Consider the following 16681-nt stretch of genomic DNA (forward strand, 5'->3'; position numbering starts at 1 on the left):
GCACGGGGTTTTCAGGGAGATGCAAGCATGAACACGCGGACCACCGCCAATCGCAGGGGCATGATCCGCAACGGCGTCGTCGCTTTTACGGCCATGATGCTGGCCGGTTGCGCCGGCGTCATTCCGGATAGCGCGGCCCCGCCGCCACCGCCGACCGACCAGGGACCGACCGCCGGACAGCTTCCGGACCAGGACGAAACCCGTCACCGGATCGCGCTTCTCGTGCCGCAGTCGGGCTCCAACGCGGGCGTGGGGCAAAGCCTTGCTAACGCGACGACGATGGCCCTGCTCGACACCAATACCGCCAATATCCGCATCACGACGTACGACACTGCGACCGGCGCTCGCGCCGCCGCGCAGCGCGCGATCGCGGATGGCAACAGCCTGATCCTCGGCCCGCTGCTGTCCGACAACGTGGAAGCGGTGAAATCCGTGGCCGCACCGGCCCGTGTTCCGATGATCAGCTTCTCCAACAACAAGGATATCGCCGGCGACGGCGTCTACATCATGGGCCAGGTGCCGTCCCAGTCGCTGGAACGGTCGATGACTTATGCCGTGGGTCAGGGGCTGACGACGTTCGGTGCCATCGTGCCGCGCGGCGAATATGGCCGCAGCGCGTCCGACGCGATCATGGACACGGCCCGCGATACCGGCGCCCGCGTTCTGGGGATCGAAACTTACGACCGCGACATGACCTCGCTTTCGGCCGCGATCAGGCGGCTTGCCGAAAAGGGCGACTATCAGGCGATCATCATCGCAGATGGATCGCGCATGGCGGTTCGCGCCGGCCCGCTGATCCGCGACGCCGAACAGGCTGCGAAGATCATCGGCACCGAGCTGTGGAGCGGTGACGAACAGATACCGCAGTCGGCTGCGCTGCGCGGGGCATGGTTCTCGGCGATCAGTGACGGACGCTTCAAGCGGTATTCCGACAGTTATCGCAGCCGGTTCGGCAATGCGCCCTATCGCATCTCGACACTGGGTTATGATGCGGTCCTGCTGACGATCAATATCGCGCGCGACTGGGATGTCGGCACGCGGTTCCCGACCAAGGGGCTGTCGGCAAGCGACGGTTTCGTCGGTCTGGACGGTGCATTCCGCTTTGACGACGGCGTCATCGAACGCGCTTTCGAAGTGCGCGAAGTGACCGGGTCGGGCGTCAAGGTGATCGCCCCCGCGCCGACGAAATTCTGATCGAGCCAGCTGCCTGTTTTCGGTACTGGCGATAACTTGCCCGGCGCGCTTGCCTGACTGGCGCGCCGGGCCCTAGTGTTCCCATTATGTCCGACGACCTTTTCGAGAATGCGCCCGCCGCCTCCGGCGAGGCTTATGACGGCTCCGCGATCGAGGTGCTCGAAGGGCTGGAACCGGTTCGCCGCCGCCCCGGCATGTACATCGGCGGCACCGACGAACGCGCGCTCCACCACCTTGCCGCCGAAGTGCTCGACAACGCGATGGACGAGGCTGTCGCAGGCCACGCCAACCGGATCGAGATTTCGCTCGACGTCGGGCCCGATGGCACCGCCGGCACCGTGACGGTCAGCGACAATGGCCGCGGTATTCCGGTGGACGAGCATCCGAAATATCCCGGTAAGTCCGCACTTGAAGTCATTCTCACCACGCTGCACTCGGGCGGCAAGTTTTCGGGCAAGGCCTATGCCACCAGCGGCGGCCTGCACGGTGTGGGCGTTTCTGTCGTCAACGCGCTGTCCGTCGAAACGCGGGTGGAGGTTGCGCGCAACAAGGAGCTGTTCGCGCAGGTTTTTTCCAAGGGTCTGCCGGTCGGCAAACTGGAAAAGGTCGGTGCTGCGCCCAATCGTCGCGGGACGACCGTCACTTTCACACCCGATACCGAAATCTTCGGCGCGCAGAAGTTCAAGCCCGCGCGTCTGTTCCGCCTCGCCCGATCGAAAGCCTACCTGTTCGCCGGGGTCGAGATCCGCTGGAAATGCGCGCCCGAACTGGCCAGCGACGACGTCCCGGCTGAGGCCGTCTTCCAGTTCCCCGGCGGCCTTGCCGATCACCTGAAGGAACAGGTCGGCAGCCGCGAATGCGTAACAACTGACTTCTTCGCCGGGTCACAGGATTTTCCGGTGGGCGAGGACGGGGCCGAGCAAGGCCGCGTCGAATGGGCGATCGCCTGGCCGCTGTGGTCCGACGGGTCCTATTCCTGGTACTGTAATACCATCCCCACCCCCGATGGCGGCACCCATGAACAGGGCCTTCGCGCCGCGCTGACGAAGGGGCTGCGTTCCTTTGCCGAACTGGTGAACCAGAAAAAGGCCAAGGACATCACGCCCGACGACGTGGTTACGGGTAGCGAGGTGATGCTCTCGCTCTTCATCCGCGATCCGCAATTCCAGTCGCAGACCAAGGACCGCCTGACTTCGCCAGAGGCCGCGCGCATGGTCGAAAACGCAGTCCGCGATCACTTCGACCATTTCCTCACCGACAACATGGAGCGCGGCAAGGCGCTGCTTGGCGCGGTGATGGAGCGGATGGACGAACGCCTGCGCCGCAAGGCCGAGCGTGAGGTCAAGCGCAAGACCGCGACCAACGCAAAGAAATTGCGCCTTCCCGGCAAGCTCACCGATTGTTCGGGAGAAGGTGAAGGCGAGACCGAACTGTTCATCGTCGAAGGCGACAGCGCAGGCGGCAGCGCCAAGCAGGCGCGCAACCGCAAGACCCAGGCGATCCTGCCGATCCGCGGCAAGATCCTGAACGTCGCCTCGGCCAGCGCCGACAAGATCCGCGCCAACCAGGAGATCGCGGACCTGACGCTCGCGCTCGGTTGCGGCATTCGCAAGGACTGCGACGCGGAAAACCTGCGTTACGACCGTATCATCATCATGACCGACGCGGACGTTGACGGCGCGCATATTGCGACGCTTTTGATGACGTTCTTCTTCCGCGAAATGCCGGATATCGTGCGACGCGGACACCTTTTCCTCGCCCAGCCTCCGCTCTACCGCCTGACCGCGGGCAAGGAGAGCCGCTACGCCCGCGACGACGCGCACCGCGCCGAGCTGGAAGAAACGGTGTTCAAGGGCAAGAAAGTCGAAGTCGCCCGCTTCAAGGGCCTGGGCGAAATGAACCCGCAGCAGCTTCGCGAAACGACGATGAGCGTGGAGAGCCGCAGCCTTATTCGCATCACGCTGCCGCAAGAATTCGAACAGCGCGCCAGTGTCAGCCGGCTTGTCGACGAACTGATGGGCCGCAACCCCGAACACCGGTTCAACTTCATCCAGAACCGCGCGAGCGAGATCGATCGCGATCTGATCGACGCCTGAGACCGGCCTGTCCTTGCTGAGCCTTGTCTGGTTGCACTGCACAATCTAGCTTGCAGGCAAACACGCATCGATCAAGGTAGGGCATGGACCAGAAATTCACCGGCACGAAGAATTACGTCGCAACCGATGACCTGAAAGTCGCGGTGAACGCGGCGGTCACATTGCGTCGCCCGCTGCTCGTCAAGGGCGAACCGGGCACGGGCAAGACCGTACTGGCCCACGAAATCGCCAAGGCGACGGGCGCACCCTTGATCGAGTGGAACGTGAAATCGACCACCAAGGCGCAGCAGGGGCTCTACGAATACGACGCGGTTGCCCGCCTGCGCGACGGTCAGCTTGGTGACGAGCGGGTTCACGACATTTCCAACTACATCAGGAAGGGCAAGCTGTGGGAGGCGTTCACGTCGCCCGAACTGCCCGTCCTGTTGATCGACGAGATCGACAAGGCCGACATCGAGTTTCCGAACGACCTGCTTCAGGAACTCGACCGGATGAGCTTCGACGTTTACGAAACCGGGGAGCGGATCACGGCGAAGGAACGCCCGATCGTGGTCATCACCTCGAACAACGAAAAGGAACTGCCCGACGCGTTCCTGCGCCGCTGTTTCTTCCACTACATCAAGTTCCCCGATGCCGACACGATGCGCGAGATCATCGACGTCCACTTCCCCGACATCCAGAAGACGCTCGTCATTAAGGCGATGGAAATCTTCTACGAACTGCGCGAAGTGCCGGGCCTGAAGAAAAAGCCGTCGACGAGCGAGCTTCTCGACTGGCTGAAGCTCCTTCTGGTCGAGGACATGCCGCTCGAAGTCCTGCAGGACCGCGACCCCAGCAAGGCGATCCCGCCGCTCCACGGCGCGCTTTTGAAGAACGAGCAGGACGTCATGATGTTCGAACGCCTCGCCTTCATGGCGCGCAGGCAGGGGCGGTGAGCGTGAAAAACAAAATTCTGTTTGCACTCGCAGCGGTGCTGGTTTCAGCGCCTGCGCTGGCAGAGCCCCGGCAGATCCAGGTAGGTCAAGAGGCATATACGCACGCCGCGACAGGTTTCGTCGCGCCGCCTGACTTGCTGGATTATGCCCGCATCAGAGTTGTCGACTTCGGGGCGAACGAGATCAATCTCCTTGTCCGGTACTGGTCCGAGGCGACGAAGACCGACGTGAGCGTTTACATCTATTCGATGGGCGTCGCCGACGCGAGTATCGAGACGGATCGCGCGATGCAGGCAATTCTGGCTCATGACAGGTATTCGGGCGTAGATGAAGATCATCGTTTGATCACGCGCTTTGGCACGGAAGCGATCGGGCCAGAGAGCGGCTTTCGCATTTCCCTGCCGACGCCCGAAAGCCGATCAACCGCAACGGGCGTCGCGGTGTTCACTGCCGATGAGTGGGTCATAAAGACCCGTATGACCTCCGAAAAGCTATCGGCCGAAGAACTGGATCAAGTGCTCGCAAAATTCGTCGCGGAAATATCCGTGAACGACCCCAAGCGCCGCGCTCCGATGGCACAATTGATAGAGACCTGTCAGGTGGACGCCGACCGCAAGCCGGCAAAGCGCTCCAAGAGCGATGCAACGCAATGGTTGATGGTCACGACGCTATGGAAAACATATCTCGACGCAACGGATGAGGATGAAGGTCCGGCCAAGCGTGAATGGTGTCGCGATACGAATATAAGCCCGCCCCTGTTCGGTTATAAAAACAAATTGAGCGACGAAACGGTTATCGTCTTTGGCGATTCCGGGTTCACCGGTCAGGCCCTTCGGATCAAGACAGCCGAACTTCTCGGTGGAGGCAGGAAATTCTGGCCGATGCTCAGCAACGGTCAGATTACTTATTTCTTTGACCCATTTCGGTCACTTCCCGATCCCGGACAACTTGCTTCCGCCGTGAAGTCCGAAAAACCTAAAGCCAGTTACGCACGCGATCCCGAAGGCAACAGCAATGTCTCTATTCCCGGATCGTAGGACTGCATTCGATGCCAACATGGTTCTGACATGCTCCTGAACTTTCTCGACGAACTGCGCGCCGCAGGTATTCCTGCCAGCCTCAAGGAGCATCTCGTGCTTCTCGAAGCGCTTGAGCGCGAGGTGATCGAGCAGACGCCCGAGGCGTTCTACTACCTGTCCCGCGCAACATTCGTGAAGGACGAAGGCCTGCTCGACCGGTTCGACCAAGTCTTCCAGAAAGTCTTCAAGGGCGTCCTTACCGACTATGGCCAGGAAGCCGTCGACATTCCAGAAGACTGGCTGAAAGCCGTGGCCGAGAAGTTTCTCAGCGCCGAGGAGATGGAGAAGATCAAGTCCCTGGGCGACTGGGATGAGATCATGGAGACGCTGAAAAAGCGGCTTGAGGAGCAGCAGGGACGCCATCAGGGCGGAAACAAGTGGATCGGCACCGGCGGGACCAGTCCTTTTGGCAATGGCGGTTACAACCCCGAAGGCGTGCGGATCGGTGGGGAGAGCCGGCACAAGCGCGCGATCAAGGTGTGGGAAAAGCGCGAGTTCGCGAACCTCGACAATACGAAGGAACTGGGCACCCGCAATATCAAGATGGCGCTGCGCCGCCTGCGCCGGTTCGCGCGTGAGGGTGCGGCGGACGAGCTGGACCTGGACGCCACGATCCGCGGTACGGCGCGGCAGGGTTTCCTCGACATCCACATGCGGCCCGAACGGCACAATGCGGTCAAACTGCTGCTGTTCCTCGATGTCGGCGGTTCGATGGACCCGCATATCAAGCTGTGCGAGGAGTTGTTCAGCGCGGCCAATGCCGAGTTCAAGAACCTGGAATTCTTCTACTTCCACAACTGCCTTTACGAAGGGGTTTGGAAGGACAACCGCCGCCGCTGGGCCGAGCGCACGAAGACCTGGGACGTGCTTCACAAATACGGGCACGACTACAAGATCGTCTTCGTCGGCGATGCGGCGATGAGCCCGTACGAAATCAGCCATCCCGGCGGCAGCGTCGAGCACATGAACGAAGAAGCCGGACATGTCTGGCTTTCGCGGGTAACGCACACTTATCCCGCCTGCGTCTGGTTGAATCCCGAACCGAAACGGCTCTGGGACTACAACCAGTCCAACAAGATGGTCCGCCAGCTGATGAACGACAGGATGTATCCGCTGACGCTGGACGGACTGGATGACGCGATGCGCGAATTGAGCCGGAAGCAGGGATGATCGAGCTTCCCGAAGGAATAGAGCTGGAAGACCCGCGCCCGATCGTGGCCGATGCGCCCTACACCTTCTTCATGCCGTTCGAGGCGGAGCTGGCCGCACTGAAACCGCTCGACGGTATCAAGGCAATTTTCCGTCAGACGGCGGGAGAGCCCAAATATTCCGCCGAACGCATGTGGGTCCTGATCGAGGCTATCGAAGACGGCGACGTCATCGGCACCCTGGACAACGAGCCGGCGGGCATGGACCGCATCAAGCTGGGCGACAGGGTCCGCATCCCCCTCACCCACGCCATCTCTACCGCGTTTCACAAGGACAATCCGCGCCCGCAAGTGCCGGTGCGGCGCGAATACTGGGACCGATGCTTCGTCGACGATTGCGTGCTGGAAGGGCGCAGCCACGTCGATTACCTCTACCGCGAAGTGCCCGACATGACGCGCGAGGGCGACAAGTATCCCGACAGCGGCTGGCGCATCCGCGGGACCGAGGTCGCGGTCGAAGATGACGAGAAGAACGGCCGCGACGCGCACTACATCGCGATCGGCAAGGTGCTGAACGCCGACGACCGCTGGATCGACTTGATCGATGCGCCTTACGACAGCCATTTCGGCTGGCGCGAAGAGGAAAGCTGCTACGTCGAGCTGGAATAGGCACACGATTGTGCCTTCTTGGCCGCGCGTCCGGCCAGACTATATCGGGCGCATGACGAAGCAAGCTGCCCTCTTCATCGGCCACGGTTCACCGATGACCATGATCACCGAAAATGCCGAATGCCGGGGCATGGAAGAACTTGGCCGCCGCCTGCAGAGGCCGGATGCCATCCTCGCCATCACGGCGCATTGGGAAACGCGCGGGGAAACGCGGCTGACGTCCGGCGCGGCGCCGCATACGATCCACGATTTCCGCGGGTTTCCGCAGGAACTCTACGATATGCGCTATGCCGCGCCGGGATCGCCAGACCTTGCCCGACGGGCCGCCGAGCTGATCGGGAAAACGGCGGTGCTGGACGACGATCACGGGTTCGACCACGGCGTTTGGGGCACCCTGATGCCGATGTTTCCCGACGCCGAAATTCCGCTTGTCGCGATGAGTGTCGACATGACTCTGGACGGCGAAGAACACCGCCGGATCGGTGAAAGGCTTGCCCCGCTACGCGATGAAAACGTCCTGATCGTGGGCAGTGGTAACGTGATCCATAACCTGGCGCTATGGCGAGAGGCGAAAGGCACGATGCCCGACTGGGCCGTAGATTTTCGCCGCCGCACCAACACGGCCCTGCTGGAGCGGCAAGATGCCGCGCTCACCCGCTTTGCGCCTGACGACAAGGCGGCGCAGATCGCGATCAACAGCGGTGAGCATTACCTGCCGCTGCTCTACCCGCTGGGTACGCGCCAGCCGGAGGACGATGTCGCCCAGTTCAACGACACGATCGATGGCGCGCTGTCGATGACCTCGGTCATCTGGGGCGATGCCGCGCTGGTCGAAGGTCTTTAGTAGAGCAGCAGCGGCGCGATCTCTTCGCGCCAATTGGCCTCGTCGGCCCCGGCAATCGCCTCCAGGTCGCCCGGCTCGCTCGCCGCGTCGTCGACCCATTCGCGCAAGGCCGCCCCCCCGTTGATCACGTCGATGGCAAGGCGGTCGAACTCGTACTCGTAAGGGAAGTCGCGCCAGATCGGGTAATCGGGATAGAGCCGACGGATCGCCTTGAACGCCAGCGCCTGCAGCCGCCATGGCCGAAAGGCCTGGTGATCGTAGAACGCACCTTCGGCATGGACCATCAGCGCGTTGCAAAGCTGGCCCGCGTGCTTGTGAAAGGTCGGCTCGAAGTGGCATTCGCGCAGCGCGCATCCGGCCAGCCAATGTGGCGCGAAGGCGGTCATCTCCGCCAGCACGGCCTTGGCATCTATGTCGGGCGCGCCGAACAGGATCTCCAGCGGGCGGGTCGTGCCTCTCCCCTCGCTCAGCGTCGCGCCTTCGATCATCACCGTGCCCGCATAGGCGCGCGCCATGTTGACGTTGGCGGCATTGGGACTGGGATTGATCCAGATGCGGCTGTCGGGCCATCCGAACCCTGCGCCTTCCGGCTCCCAACCGTCCATGCCGATCACGCGGTATTCGACGTCGAGACCGAACCGCTTGATAAACCAGTGGCCCATTTCCCCCAGCGTAAGGCCGTGGCGCATCACCATCGGCCCTGCCCCGACAAAGCTTTCCTGCCCCGGCAGCAGCAGCGTGCCTTCGACCGGGCGGCCGGCCGGGTTCGGCCTGTCGAGGACCCAGACTTCCTTGCCCGCCTTCGCCGCCTCTTCCAGCAGGTAGAGCAGCGTGGTCACGAAGGTATAGATGCGGCAGCCCAGGTCCTGCAGGTCGAACAGGAAGACATCGGCCGAAGTCATCATCTGTCCGGTCGGGCGGCGGACTTCGCCATAAAGGCTGAAAACCGGGATGCCGTAGACCGGATCGGTCTCGTCCTCGGTTTCGACCATGTTGTCCTGCTTGTCGCCCTTAAGGCCGTGCTGCGGACCGAAAGCCGAGGTGATATTCACCCCGGCCGCGATCAGCGCGTCGAGCGAATGGGTCAGGTCCGCTGTAACCGAGGCGGGATGGGCGACGAGGGCGACGCGCTTTCCTTCAAGAGGTGCGCGAAGGCTAGCGTCGGCGAGCAGGCGATCGATACCGAATTTCATTTCACCGCTGCTGCTTCAATGGGCAAGGCAAAGCAAGCCGCGTCGTGAAAATCCGGACGATCGGTGGATTGTTCGAGCGCCCAGAACGACTTGGTCCCATCGCTCTCTTCCAGAACCGCGTTCAGTCCCATCGCATCGAACCCGGCCAGATCGCGCGCGCTCAGCGTCACGTTGACCGCCAGCAGCCGGTCACCGGCACGGGCCGAAACTTCGGGCATTGTCGTCGGGTTGAACTCGCTCATCCCCGCCCGATAGCTTTCGAAATCGTAGATCGCCCAGCGGCCCGACGTGGCAAAGTTGTATTCACGGTACGATCCGTCCCCGCGCCTCAGGAACAGTTCGAAGCATGTCGTCTGCCACAATTCGTCCTGACGCCCGCGTCCTGTAAATTCGGGCAGAATCAGGTCGTCGATCCCTTCGACGCGGTACCGCGCCATGGCCATTCCGGGTTTCGGGAAAATCACTTCCGCCTCTACGCTGCGGACGCTGACCGGCGGATGCGCCGGATGGGGGATCAGGGTGTGCATCGCGGCTATCTAGCGCCGGATCGAAGGGGCTGGCAATCGCGCATGTCACAGGTGCTTTGCCTTCTCCACCGCCCGTGCTAGGCGCGCGCCACCATGACCGAATACAAATCCTCCCTGCTCCGCCTTCTCGACGAACGCGGCTACATCCACCAGGTCACCGATGCCGATGCCCTTGACGCGTTGGCCGACAAGCAGATCGTGCCGGGATATATCGGGTTCGATCCCACGGCACCGTCGCTGCACGTGGGCGGGATGGTCCAGATCATGCTGCTGCGCCGCCTGCAACAGGCGGGGCACAAGCCCATTGTCCTGATGGGCGGCGGAACCGGGAAGATCGGCGATCCCAGCTTCAAGGACGAGGCGCGATCCCTTCTCGACGAAGAGCGGATCAAGGCCAATGTCGCCTCCATCCGCACGATTTTCGAACGCTTCCTGACCTTCGGCGACGGCCCGACCGATGCGGTCATGGTCGACAATGCGGACTGGCTGGACGCGCTGGAATACATTCCGTTCCTGCGCGAGGTTGGTCGTCACTTCTCGGTGAACCGGATGCTGAGCTTCGATTCGGTGAAGACCAGGCTCGACCGGGAGCAATCGCTCAGCTTCCTCGAATTCAATTACATGATCCTCCAGGCCTACGATTTCCGCGAACTGGCAAAGCGCATGGGATGCGTGTTGCAGCTCGGCGGATCGGACCAGTGGGGCAATATCGTTAACGGTATCGAGCTTGCCCGCCGCATGGACGGCACCGAGGTCTATGGTGTCACGACACCGCTTCTTGCCACCGCCGATGGCACGAAAATGGGCAAGACGGTCGCGGGCGCGGTCTGGCTGAACGAGGATATGCTGCCGAACTACGATTTCTGGCAGTACTGGCGCAATTGCGACGATCGGGACGTGGGGCGGTTCCTGCGCCTGTTCACCGATGTGCCGCTGGAAGAGATCGCCGAGCTTGAGGCGCTGGAAGGTGCCGCCATCAACGATGCCAAGATCCGTCTTGCCAACGAAGTCACGAGCCTGGTGCGCGGGCCCGAAGCGGCGCAGGCCGCCGAAGCCACGGCCAGGGAGACTTTCGCAGGCGGCGGCCTGGGTGCCGACCTGCCGACGCTGGACCTCCCCGCGGGCGGGATCAGTGTCATGGCGGCGCTGACCGAACTTGGCTTTACCAAGTCCAATGGCGAGGCCAAGCGCAAGGTCGCCGAGGGCGCGGTGAAGCTGGACGATGCGGCCATGACCGATCCGGCGGCGATGATCGCGCCGGACGCGGGCACAACGGCGAAGCTGAGCCTCGGCAAGAAGAAGCACGCTATCCTGAAAGGCTGATCGCACCACTCGCTGGCATGGGCGTCATGCCCGCAAAACATTGCGGTCATTTACCTTTTGTTCGCCATTGCCGGTTACTCTTTGCGGATCGAACGCAATTGGAGTGACGCGGGTGATCGGTGGTGCGCAGCTTTCGGTAACGGACCTTCGCCAGGCAGCTCGCCATCCCGTCGATTATCCCGTGCTTGCAGAGCATCGCCGCATCGGCGACGTCCACATGCGCATCACGAATGTTTCGGCCAATGGCTTCATGGTGGAAAGCGATATTGTTCTCGGCCGCGGGGAACGCGTCATGCTGCGCCTGCCCGAAATCGGCCGGATCGAGGCGCACGTGATATGGGTGTCCGAAGGACGCGCCGGGTTCCAGTTCGAACGCATCCTTCGCCCCGACGCATTTGGCGCGATGGTCGACCAGATGCAGCCACGCGCAAAGCCGAGGCCCCGCCCTCGCAAGGCAAAGTAATACACCGCCCGGATAGCCCACGACTTGTAATCATGGCCGCCAGTCCGCACATCACGCGGCAATGACAGAACAACCATTGCAGAATATCGCGTTGCTTATCGACGCGGACAACACCACCCCTGCCGGGATCGACCCGGTGCTGACGGCGCTGGCAGAGCTTGGGCAGGTCAACATCCGGCGCGCCTATGGGAACTGGGCCAAGCCGAACCTTGCCAAGTGGGCAAAGATCACCAACGAATACGGCATCCGCCCGCAGCAGCAGTTCGACCTGACCAAGGGCAAGAACGCGACCGACATGGCGATGACGATCGACGCGATCGACCTGCTCTATCAGGGCAAGGTCGATGGCTTCGGCATCATGAGCAGCGACAGCGACTTCACGCCGCTTGTGTCGCGCCTGCGCCAGGACGGCTTGCTGGTCTACGGCTTCGGCTGGAAGAACAAGGCACCGCAGGCATTGCAGACCGCCTGCACACGCTTCATCGACATCGATGCCCTGATCCGCGACGACACGGACGACGGCGCGAAGAACGGCACCAAGCCCGAAAGCGAGCCGGTTGACGAAGCGCTCGTCACCCTGCTGGGCAAGGCATGGCGTGCGGCGAACCGATCGGAAGACGGTTTCGCCAAGCTTGGCGAGGTTGGCCAGATCGCGGGCAACCGGTCGAACTTCGACGTGCGCAACTATGGCTACAAGCGGCTCATCGACATGATGGAATCGCTGCCCAACTTCGAGGTACAGCGCCGCGACGGGCAGGCATGGGTAAAACGCCTGCGCTGAAATTCGCTAAGGTACCGGCAAAAGAAAAGGGCGGCCCCGAGAGGCCGCCCTTTTTGTTTTCGTGATGAGCGCGGCGATTAGCCGGCGGTCTTGCTGTCGACGTAGGCGATCCAAAGCTTGGCAAGCGTCGAACGATTGCCGGTCGTGATCTGCTGGAACGTCGACTTGGCTTCGGCGAACTTGCCCTGATCGGCCTGCGCAATGCCAAGCCCCGTCATGGCAGCTGCCTTGTCGGTCACGCCCATCGAGATCGCCTTGTTGTAAAGCGTCTCTGCCTGAGCAGCTTTGCCATAGCCGAGATAGACGTCGGCGATGGCCATCGCCTCGTTGCCGCTTGACGGGTTCTTGGAGTCGGTGTCGATCTCCTTCAGCGTCTGAGCCATGCGGCCCTTGGCCGAATTCAGCTCTTCGCTAACGATAGCGGACGAGCCATCAAGCACGCCGTCGGCAATGCCCATGTCGATGACCGACTTTACTTCCGCCGGACGGCGACGCGAGTCGGCACCCTGCAAATAGGCCATGTACTGCTGACGAACGGTCAGACCGTCGTTACGGGCCATCAGGCGCAGCAGGTCGAGCTCTTCTTCCTTGTTGAAGGGCGAGAGAGCCGAAAGGACCTTGTACGCTTCACCGCGATATTCCGGACGCGGTGAGCTTTCGAGCACGTAAGTCGCCCACTTGAAAGCCTGATCGTTGAGGCCGTTGTTCGCCGCAATCGCAAGGCCGCGGAACGGGGTCGTGTCGGGGATCGGCTGACCGGCGGCGCGGCTCGTCTCCATCGACTTCTCGATCAGGTCGAGAGCCTGCACGAACTGGCCTTCGGCGACGTAAGTTTCAGCGATCAGCGCCGGGACCTGCGGGTCGTTCGGCATCAGCGGCTGTGCCTTCTGAAGGTAGGAACGCGCGGTCGCGTAATCCTTGGCGTTGTAGCCGAGCTGACCGGCGGCAAGGTAGATCTTGCCCACGTTCTCTTCCGGCAGCTTGCCGCTGTCGGCCATCATCTTCACGCCCTGATACTGCAGGGCCTGGTCGCTCGTCTTGGCACCGACGTTATAGATCAGCTGACCGGCGGCGAGCATTTCGTCGGGCGACTTGACCGTAGCGGTAAGTCCGGGCAGCTCCGCTGCAACGGCGGTATCGCCGGCATCGACCTTGGCAGAAATCGGCTGGTAAACGGCGATGAACTCCTTCGAGTACTCTCCGCTGCTACCCTTCTTTTTTGCAGCTTCGGCAGGCGCAGCGACGGCAACCATACCGGTGGCACCCATTGCCAGGGCCACGGCCATCGCAACACGCGAAATCGAACGCTTCATGAAATACTCCTCAACCATCCAGATGCGATACGGCGACCTTTGGGACCGCCAGAACGCGTGAATTTCAATTCCGTGCGGGGCCATGCCGATTTTTGCCAAAAATGGCAACCGGACAGGGGCCTGCACAATTGATATTGGTGATAGGGTACCGCCGCTGAACGCGGATTGAATGGGGTGTTTGCCCACATGCAGCATCGCCTTGTCCGGGCGGGGCCGGAATGTGTGGAAAAAGCGCACTTTACCGGGCGCTAATCCGCCGTTTCGCTAGCCATTGCGCCCCCCCTTCCCTAGGGTGCGGACATACGAAAAATCATAGAGAACAAGAGCCGTCATTCGTGAACGATCTGACTGATACTGCGCCGCTTCCCGGCCAACCCGACATCGAACCGATCGACATCGTCGACGAGATGAAGTCGAGCTATCTCGACTACGCGATGAGCGTCATCGTCAGCCGCGCGCTGCCCGATGTGCGCGACGGTCTGAAACCCGTTCATCGCCGCATCCTTTTCGCCAGCCAGGAAGGCGGCTTCGTCGCCGGACGCCCCTATCGCAAGAGCGCGAAGATCGTCGGCGACGTGATGGGCAACTATCACCCCCACGGCGACAGCGCGATCTACGACGCGCTGGCGCGCATGACGCAGGACTGGTCCATGCGCCTGCCGTTGATCGACGGTCAGGGTAACTTCGGCTCGATGGACCCCGATCCGCCGGCATCGATGCGTTACACCGAAGCGCGCCTTGCCCGCGTCGCCAATTCGCTGCTCGACGACCTCGACAAGGACACCGTCGATTTCGCCGACAACTATGACGGTTCGCGCCGCGAACCCGAAGTGCTGCCCGCACGCTTCCCGAACCTGCTCGTCAACGGCGCAGGCGGCATCGCGGTCGGCATGGCGACGAACATTCCGCCGCACAACCTGGGCGAAGTGATCGACGGCTGCCTTGCCATGATCGAGAACCCGGCCATCACCGTGGACGAGCTGTTCGAGATAATCCCCGGCCCCGACTTCCCGACCGCACCGCTGATCCTGGGCCAGTCTGGCGCGCGCAATGCCTATCGCGAAGGGCGCGGCTCCATCCTGCAGCGCGCCCGTCACAAGATCGAGGAAAAGCGCGGCGACCGCCGGTCCATCGTGCTGACATCGATTCCCTTCCAGGTCGGCAAGTCGAACCTCGTCGAAAAGATCGCCGAAGCCGCCAAGGACAAGCGGATCGAGGGTGTTTCCGACATCCGCGACGAATCCAACCGCGAGGGCGTGCGCGTCGTCGTCGACCTGAAGCGCGATGCCTCGCCCGAGGTCGTGCTCAACCAGATCTGGCGCTACACCCCCGCGCAGTCGAGCTTTCCAGCCAACATGCTGGCGATCCGCGGCGGCCGCCCCGAAGTGCTGAACCTGCGGGACATCCTGCAAAGCTTCATCCACTTCCGCGAAGACGTCATCACCCGCCGCACGAAGTTCGAGCTGAACAAGGCCCGCGAACGCGCGCACATCTTGCTCGGCCTCGTCATCGCGGTCACCAACCTTGATGAAGTGGTCAAGATCATCCGTGGTTCGGCAAGCCCGGCAATCGCACGCGAAAGCCTGCTGTCGCGCGAATGGCCGATGGGCGAAATCGCGCCCTATATCCGCCTTGTCGAAGCGATCGAGGACGACGACGACCTCGACCAGCAGCCGACCTACACGTTGAGCGAGACACAGGTCCGCGCCATCCTCGACCTGCGCCTGCATCGCCTGACGGCCATGGGCCGTGAGGAAATCGGCGAGGAACTGCAGAAGCTGTCCGAAGACATCGCCGGATACCTCGAAATCCTCGGCGACCGGGTGAAGCTGTACCAGGTCATGCAGGACGAGCTGCGCGAAGTGCGCGACGCCTATGCCACCCCGCGCGTCTCCGAGATCGCCCCTGCTTGGGACGGTATCGAGGACGAAGACCTGATCGAGCGGGACGAGATGGTCGTCACCGTCACATTGGGCGGCTATATCAAGCGCACCCCGCTCTCGACTTTCCGTGCCCAGGCCCGTGGCGGCAAGGGCCGCGCCGGCATGGCGACGAAGGAAGAGGACGCGGTTACCAACCTGTTCGTGACCAGCACGCACAACCCGGTCCTGTTCTTCTCCACCGCGGGCAAAGTCTATCGCATGAAGGTCTGGAAACTGCCCGAAGGCGGCCCGACCACGCGCGGTCGCCCGATGGTGAACCTCCTACCGCTTGGCGAGGGTGAAACGATCCAGACCGTGCTACCCTTGCCCGAGGACGAGGAAGAGTGGGGCAACCTGCACGTCATGTTCGCCACCGGCAACGGCACCGTGCGCCGCAATTCGATGGCATCGTTCACGAACGTGCCTTCGAACGGAAAAATCGCAATGCGGTTCGACGACGACAGCGACGACTATCTCGTCGGCGTTCGCCTGCTGACGCCCGATGATGACGTTCTGTTGGCAAGCCGTGAGGGCAAGGCCATCCGCTTTTCTGCCGAAGACGTCCGCGAATTCCAGTCGCGCACCTCTACCGGCGTTCGCGGCATGACGCTGAAGGGTGACGACAAGGTCATCTCGATTTCCGTGTTGAACGGCGCGGAACTTGAACAGCGTGACGAATACCTGCGCGCTGCTCCGTGGAAGGAGAACGAGAGCGAACCCACGCTCGACGCCGAAATCATGACCCGCATGGAAGAGGCGGAGGAATTCATCCTAACCGTCTGCGCCAACGGGTACGGCAAGATGAGCTCCGCCTATGAATATCGCCGCACCGGTCGCGGCGGCCAGGGCATCACCAACATCGACAATATCGCGCGCAACGGCCCGGTCGTTGCCAGCTTCCCTGCCCACAAGGGCGAGCAACTGATGCTTGTCACCGATCAGGCGAAACTGATACGCATGCCGCTCTCTTCACTGCGCGTGATCGGTCGCGGTTCGGCCGGTGTCCGCCTGTTCGACGTGGCAAAGGGTGAACACGTCGTGGGTTGTGCCCGTCTGGACGAGGAAGAAGCCCCCGAGAACGAGGCCGAGGAAGCCATCGTCGAGGAGATCCTCGGTCGTGATGCGGAAGAGACCACGCCCGAAACCACGCAGGACCGCGACGACCCGCCGCCGACCGACGTGTAATGGTCTATA

14 protein-coding genes are annotated in these 16681 nt (G+C 62.2%); 11 read left to right on the forward strand and 3 right to left on the reverse strand.

The genetic code is table 11. From position 1 onward, the window contains the following. The first annotated feature begins 27 nt into the window (after positions 1–27). The 7 genes from FAX90_RS01720 (at position 28) to ygiD (ending at position 7965) form a co-directional block, all read left to right on the forward strand. Positions 28–1194 carry a penicillin-binding protein activator gene (locus FAX90_RS01720; protein ID WP_240704666.1) on the forward strand — a complete coding sequence of 389 codons (1167 nt, stop codon included), beginning with the start codon at positions 28–30 and terminating at the stop codon, positions 1192–1194. Positions 1195–1280: 86 nt separating this feature from the next. Then, positions 1281–3290 (forward strand): DNA topoisomerase IV subunit B, encoded by a 2010-nt coding sequence (gene parE / locus FAX90_RS01725; protein WP_144094961.1) that lies wholly within the window; start codon positions 1281–1283, stop codon positions 3288–3290. Between the two features lie 83 nt (positions 3291–3373). Then, a complete protein-coding gene (locus FAX90_RS01730; protein ID WP_144094963.1) occupies positions 3374–4225 on the forward strand; it encodes an AAA family ATPase in 852 nt (283 codons plus the stop codon). Continuing rightward, positions 4222–5262 (forward strand): hypothetical protein, encoded by a 1041-nt coding sequence (locus FAX90_RS01735; RefSeq protein ID WP_144094965.1) that lies wholly within the window; start codon positions 4222–4224, stop codon positions 5260–5262. The genes FAX90_RS01730 and FAX90_RS01735 overlap by 4 nt, the downstream gene beginning before the upstream one ends. 30 nt (positions 5263–5292) lie before the next feature. Then, complete coding sequence (locus FAX90_RS01740) at positions 5293–6474, forward strand: vWA domain-containing protein (RefSeq protein WP_144094967.1); 1182 nt, start codon at positions 5293–5295, stop codon at positions 6472–6474. After that, on the forward strand, positions 6471–7121 hold the full coding sequence (locus FAX90_RS01745; protein ID WP_144094969.1) for an immunity protein Imm33 domain-containing protein: 651 nt from the start codon (positions 6471–6473) through the stop codon (positions 7119–7121). The genes FAX90_RS01740 and FAX90_RS01745 overlap by 4 nt, the downstream gene beginning before the upstream one ends. A gap of 52 nt (positions 7122–7173) precedes the next feature. Then, positions 7174–7965 carry a 4,5-DOPA-extradiol-dioxygenase gene (gene ygiD / locus FAX90_RS01750; protein ID WP_170234822.1) on the forward strand — a complete coding sequence of 264 codons (792 nt, stop codon included), beginning with the start codon at positions 7174–7176 and terminating at the stop codon, positions 7963–7965. On the opposite strand, the gene FAX90_RS01755 is transcribed toward ygiD, so the two are convergent. Then, a complete protein-coding gene (locus FAX90_RS01755) occupies positions 7962–9158 on the reverse strand; it encodes an exo-beta-N-acetylmuramidase NamZ family protein (RefSeq protein WP_144094973.1) in 1197 nt (398 codons plus the stop codon). The two genes, ygiD and FAX90_RS01755, sit on opposite strands and share 4 nt — an antisense overlap. Further along, positions 9155–9685: a DOMON-like domain-containing protein gene (locus tag FAX90_RS01760; protein WP_144094975.1), complete on the reverse strand. Its 531-nt coding sequence runs from the start codon at positions 9683–9685 to the stop codon at positions 9155–9157. Before FAX90_RS01760 ends, FAX90_RS01755 begins: the two co-directional genes overlap by 4 nt. Before the next feature lie 93 nt (positions 9686–9778). On the opposite strand from FAX90_RS01760, the gene tyrS reads away from it, so the two are divergent. The 3 genes from tyrS to FAX90_RS01775 all read left to right on the forward strand — a co-directional run bounded on the left by tyrS (position 9779) and on the right by FAX90_RS01775 (position 12252). Beyond that, positions 9779–11008 (forward strand): tyrosine--tRNA ligase, encoded by a 1230-nt coding sequence (tyrS, locus tag FAX90_RS01765; protein ID WP_144094977.1) that lies wholly within the window; start codon positions 9779–9781, stop codon positions 11006–11008. Positions 11009–11120: 112 nt separating this feature from the next. After that, positions 11121–11471 carry a PilZ domain-containing protein gene (locus FAX90_RS01770; protein ID WP_144096789.1) on the forward strand — a complete coding sequence of 117 codons (351 nt, stop codon included), beginning with the start codon at positions 11121–11123 and terminating at the stop codon, positions 11469–11471. Between the two features lie 61 nt (positions 11472–11532). Beyond that, positions 11533–12252, forward strand: a complete 720-nt coding sequence (locus tag FAX90_RS01775; RefSeq protein WP_144094979.1) for an NYN domain-containing protein — start codon at positions 11533–11535, stop codon at positions 12250–12252. Between the two features lie 77 nt (positions 12253–12329). Here the strand turns inward: FAX90_RS01775 and FAX90_RS01780 are convergent, their stop codons facing one another. Beyond that, positions 12330–13565, reverse strand: coding sequence for a tetratricopeptide repeat protein (locus tag FAX90_RS01780; protein ID WP_144094981.1), 1236 nt, complete (start codon positions 13563–13565; stop codon positions 12330–12332). Between the two features lie 407 nt (positions 13566–13972). Between FAX90_RS01780 and gyrA the strand changes: the two genes are divergently transcribed. Further along, the gene (gene gyrA, locus FAX90_RS01785; protein ID WP_240704783.1) at positions 13973–16672 is read left to right on the forward strand and encodes a DNA gyrase subunit A; all 2700 of its coding nucleotides are present in this window, start codon (positions 13973–13975) and stop codon (positions 16670–16672) included. The last annotated feature ends 9 nt before the right edge of the window (positions 16673–16681 follow it).

It is taken from the genome of Croceicoccus sediminis, assembly GCF_007570835.1.
Taxonomy (GTDB): domain Bacteria; phylum Pseudomonadota; class Alphaproteobacteria; order Sphingomonadales; family Sphingomonadaceae; genus Croceicoccus; species Croceicoccus sediminis.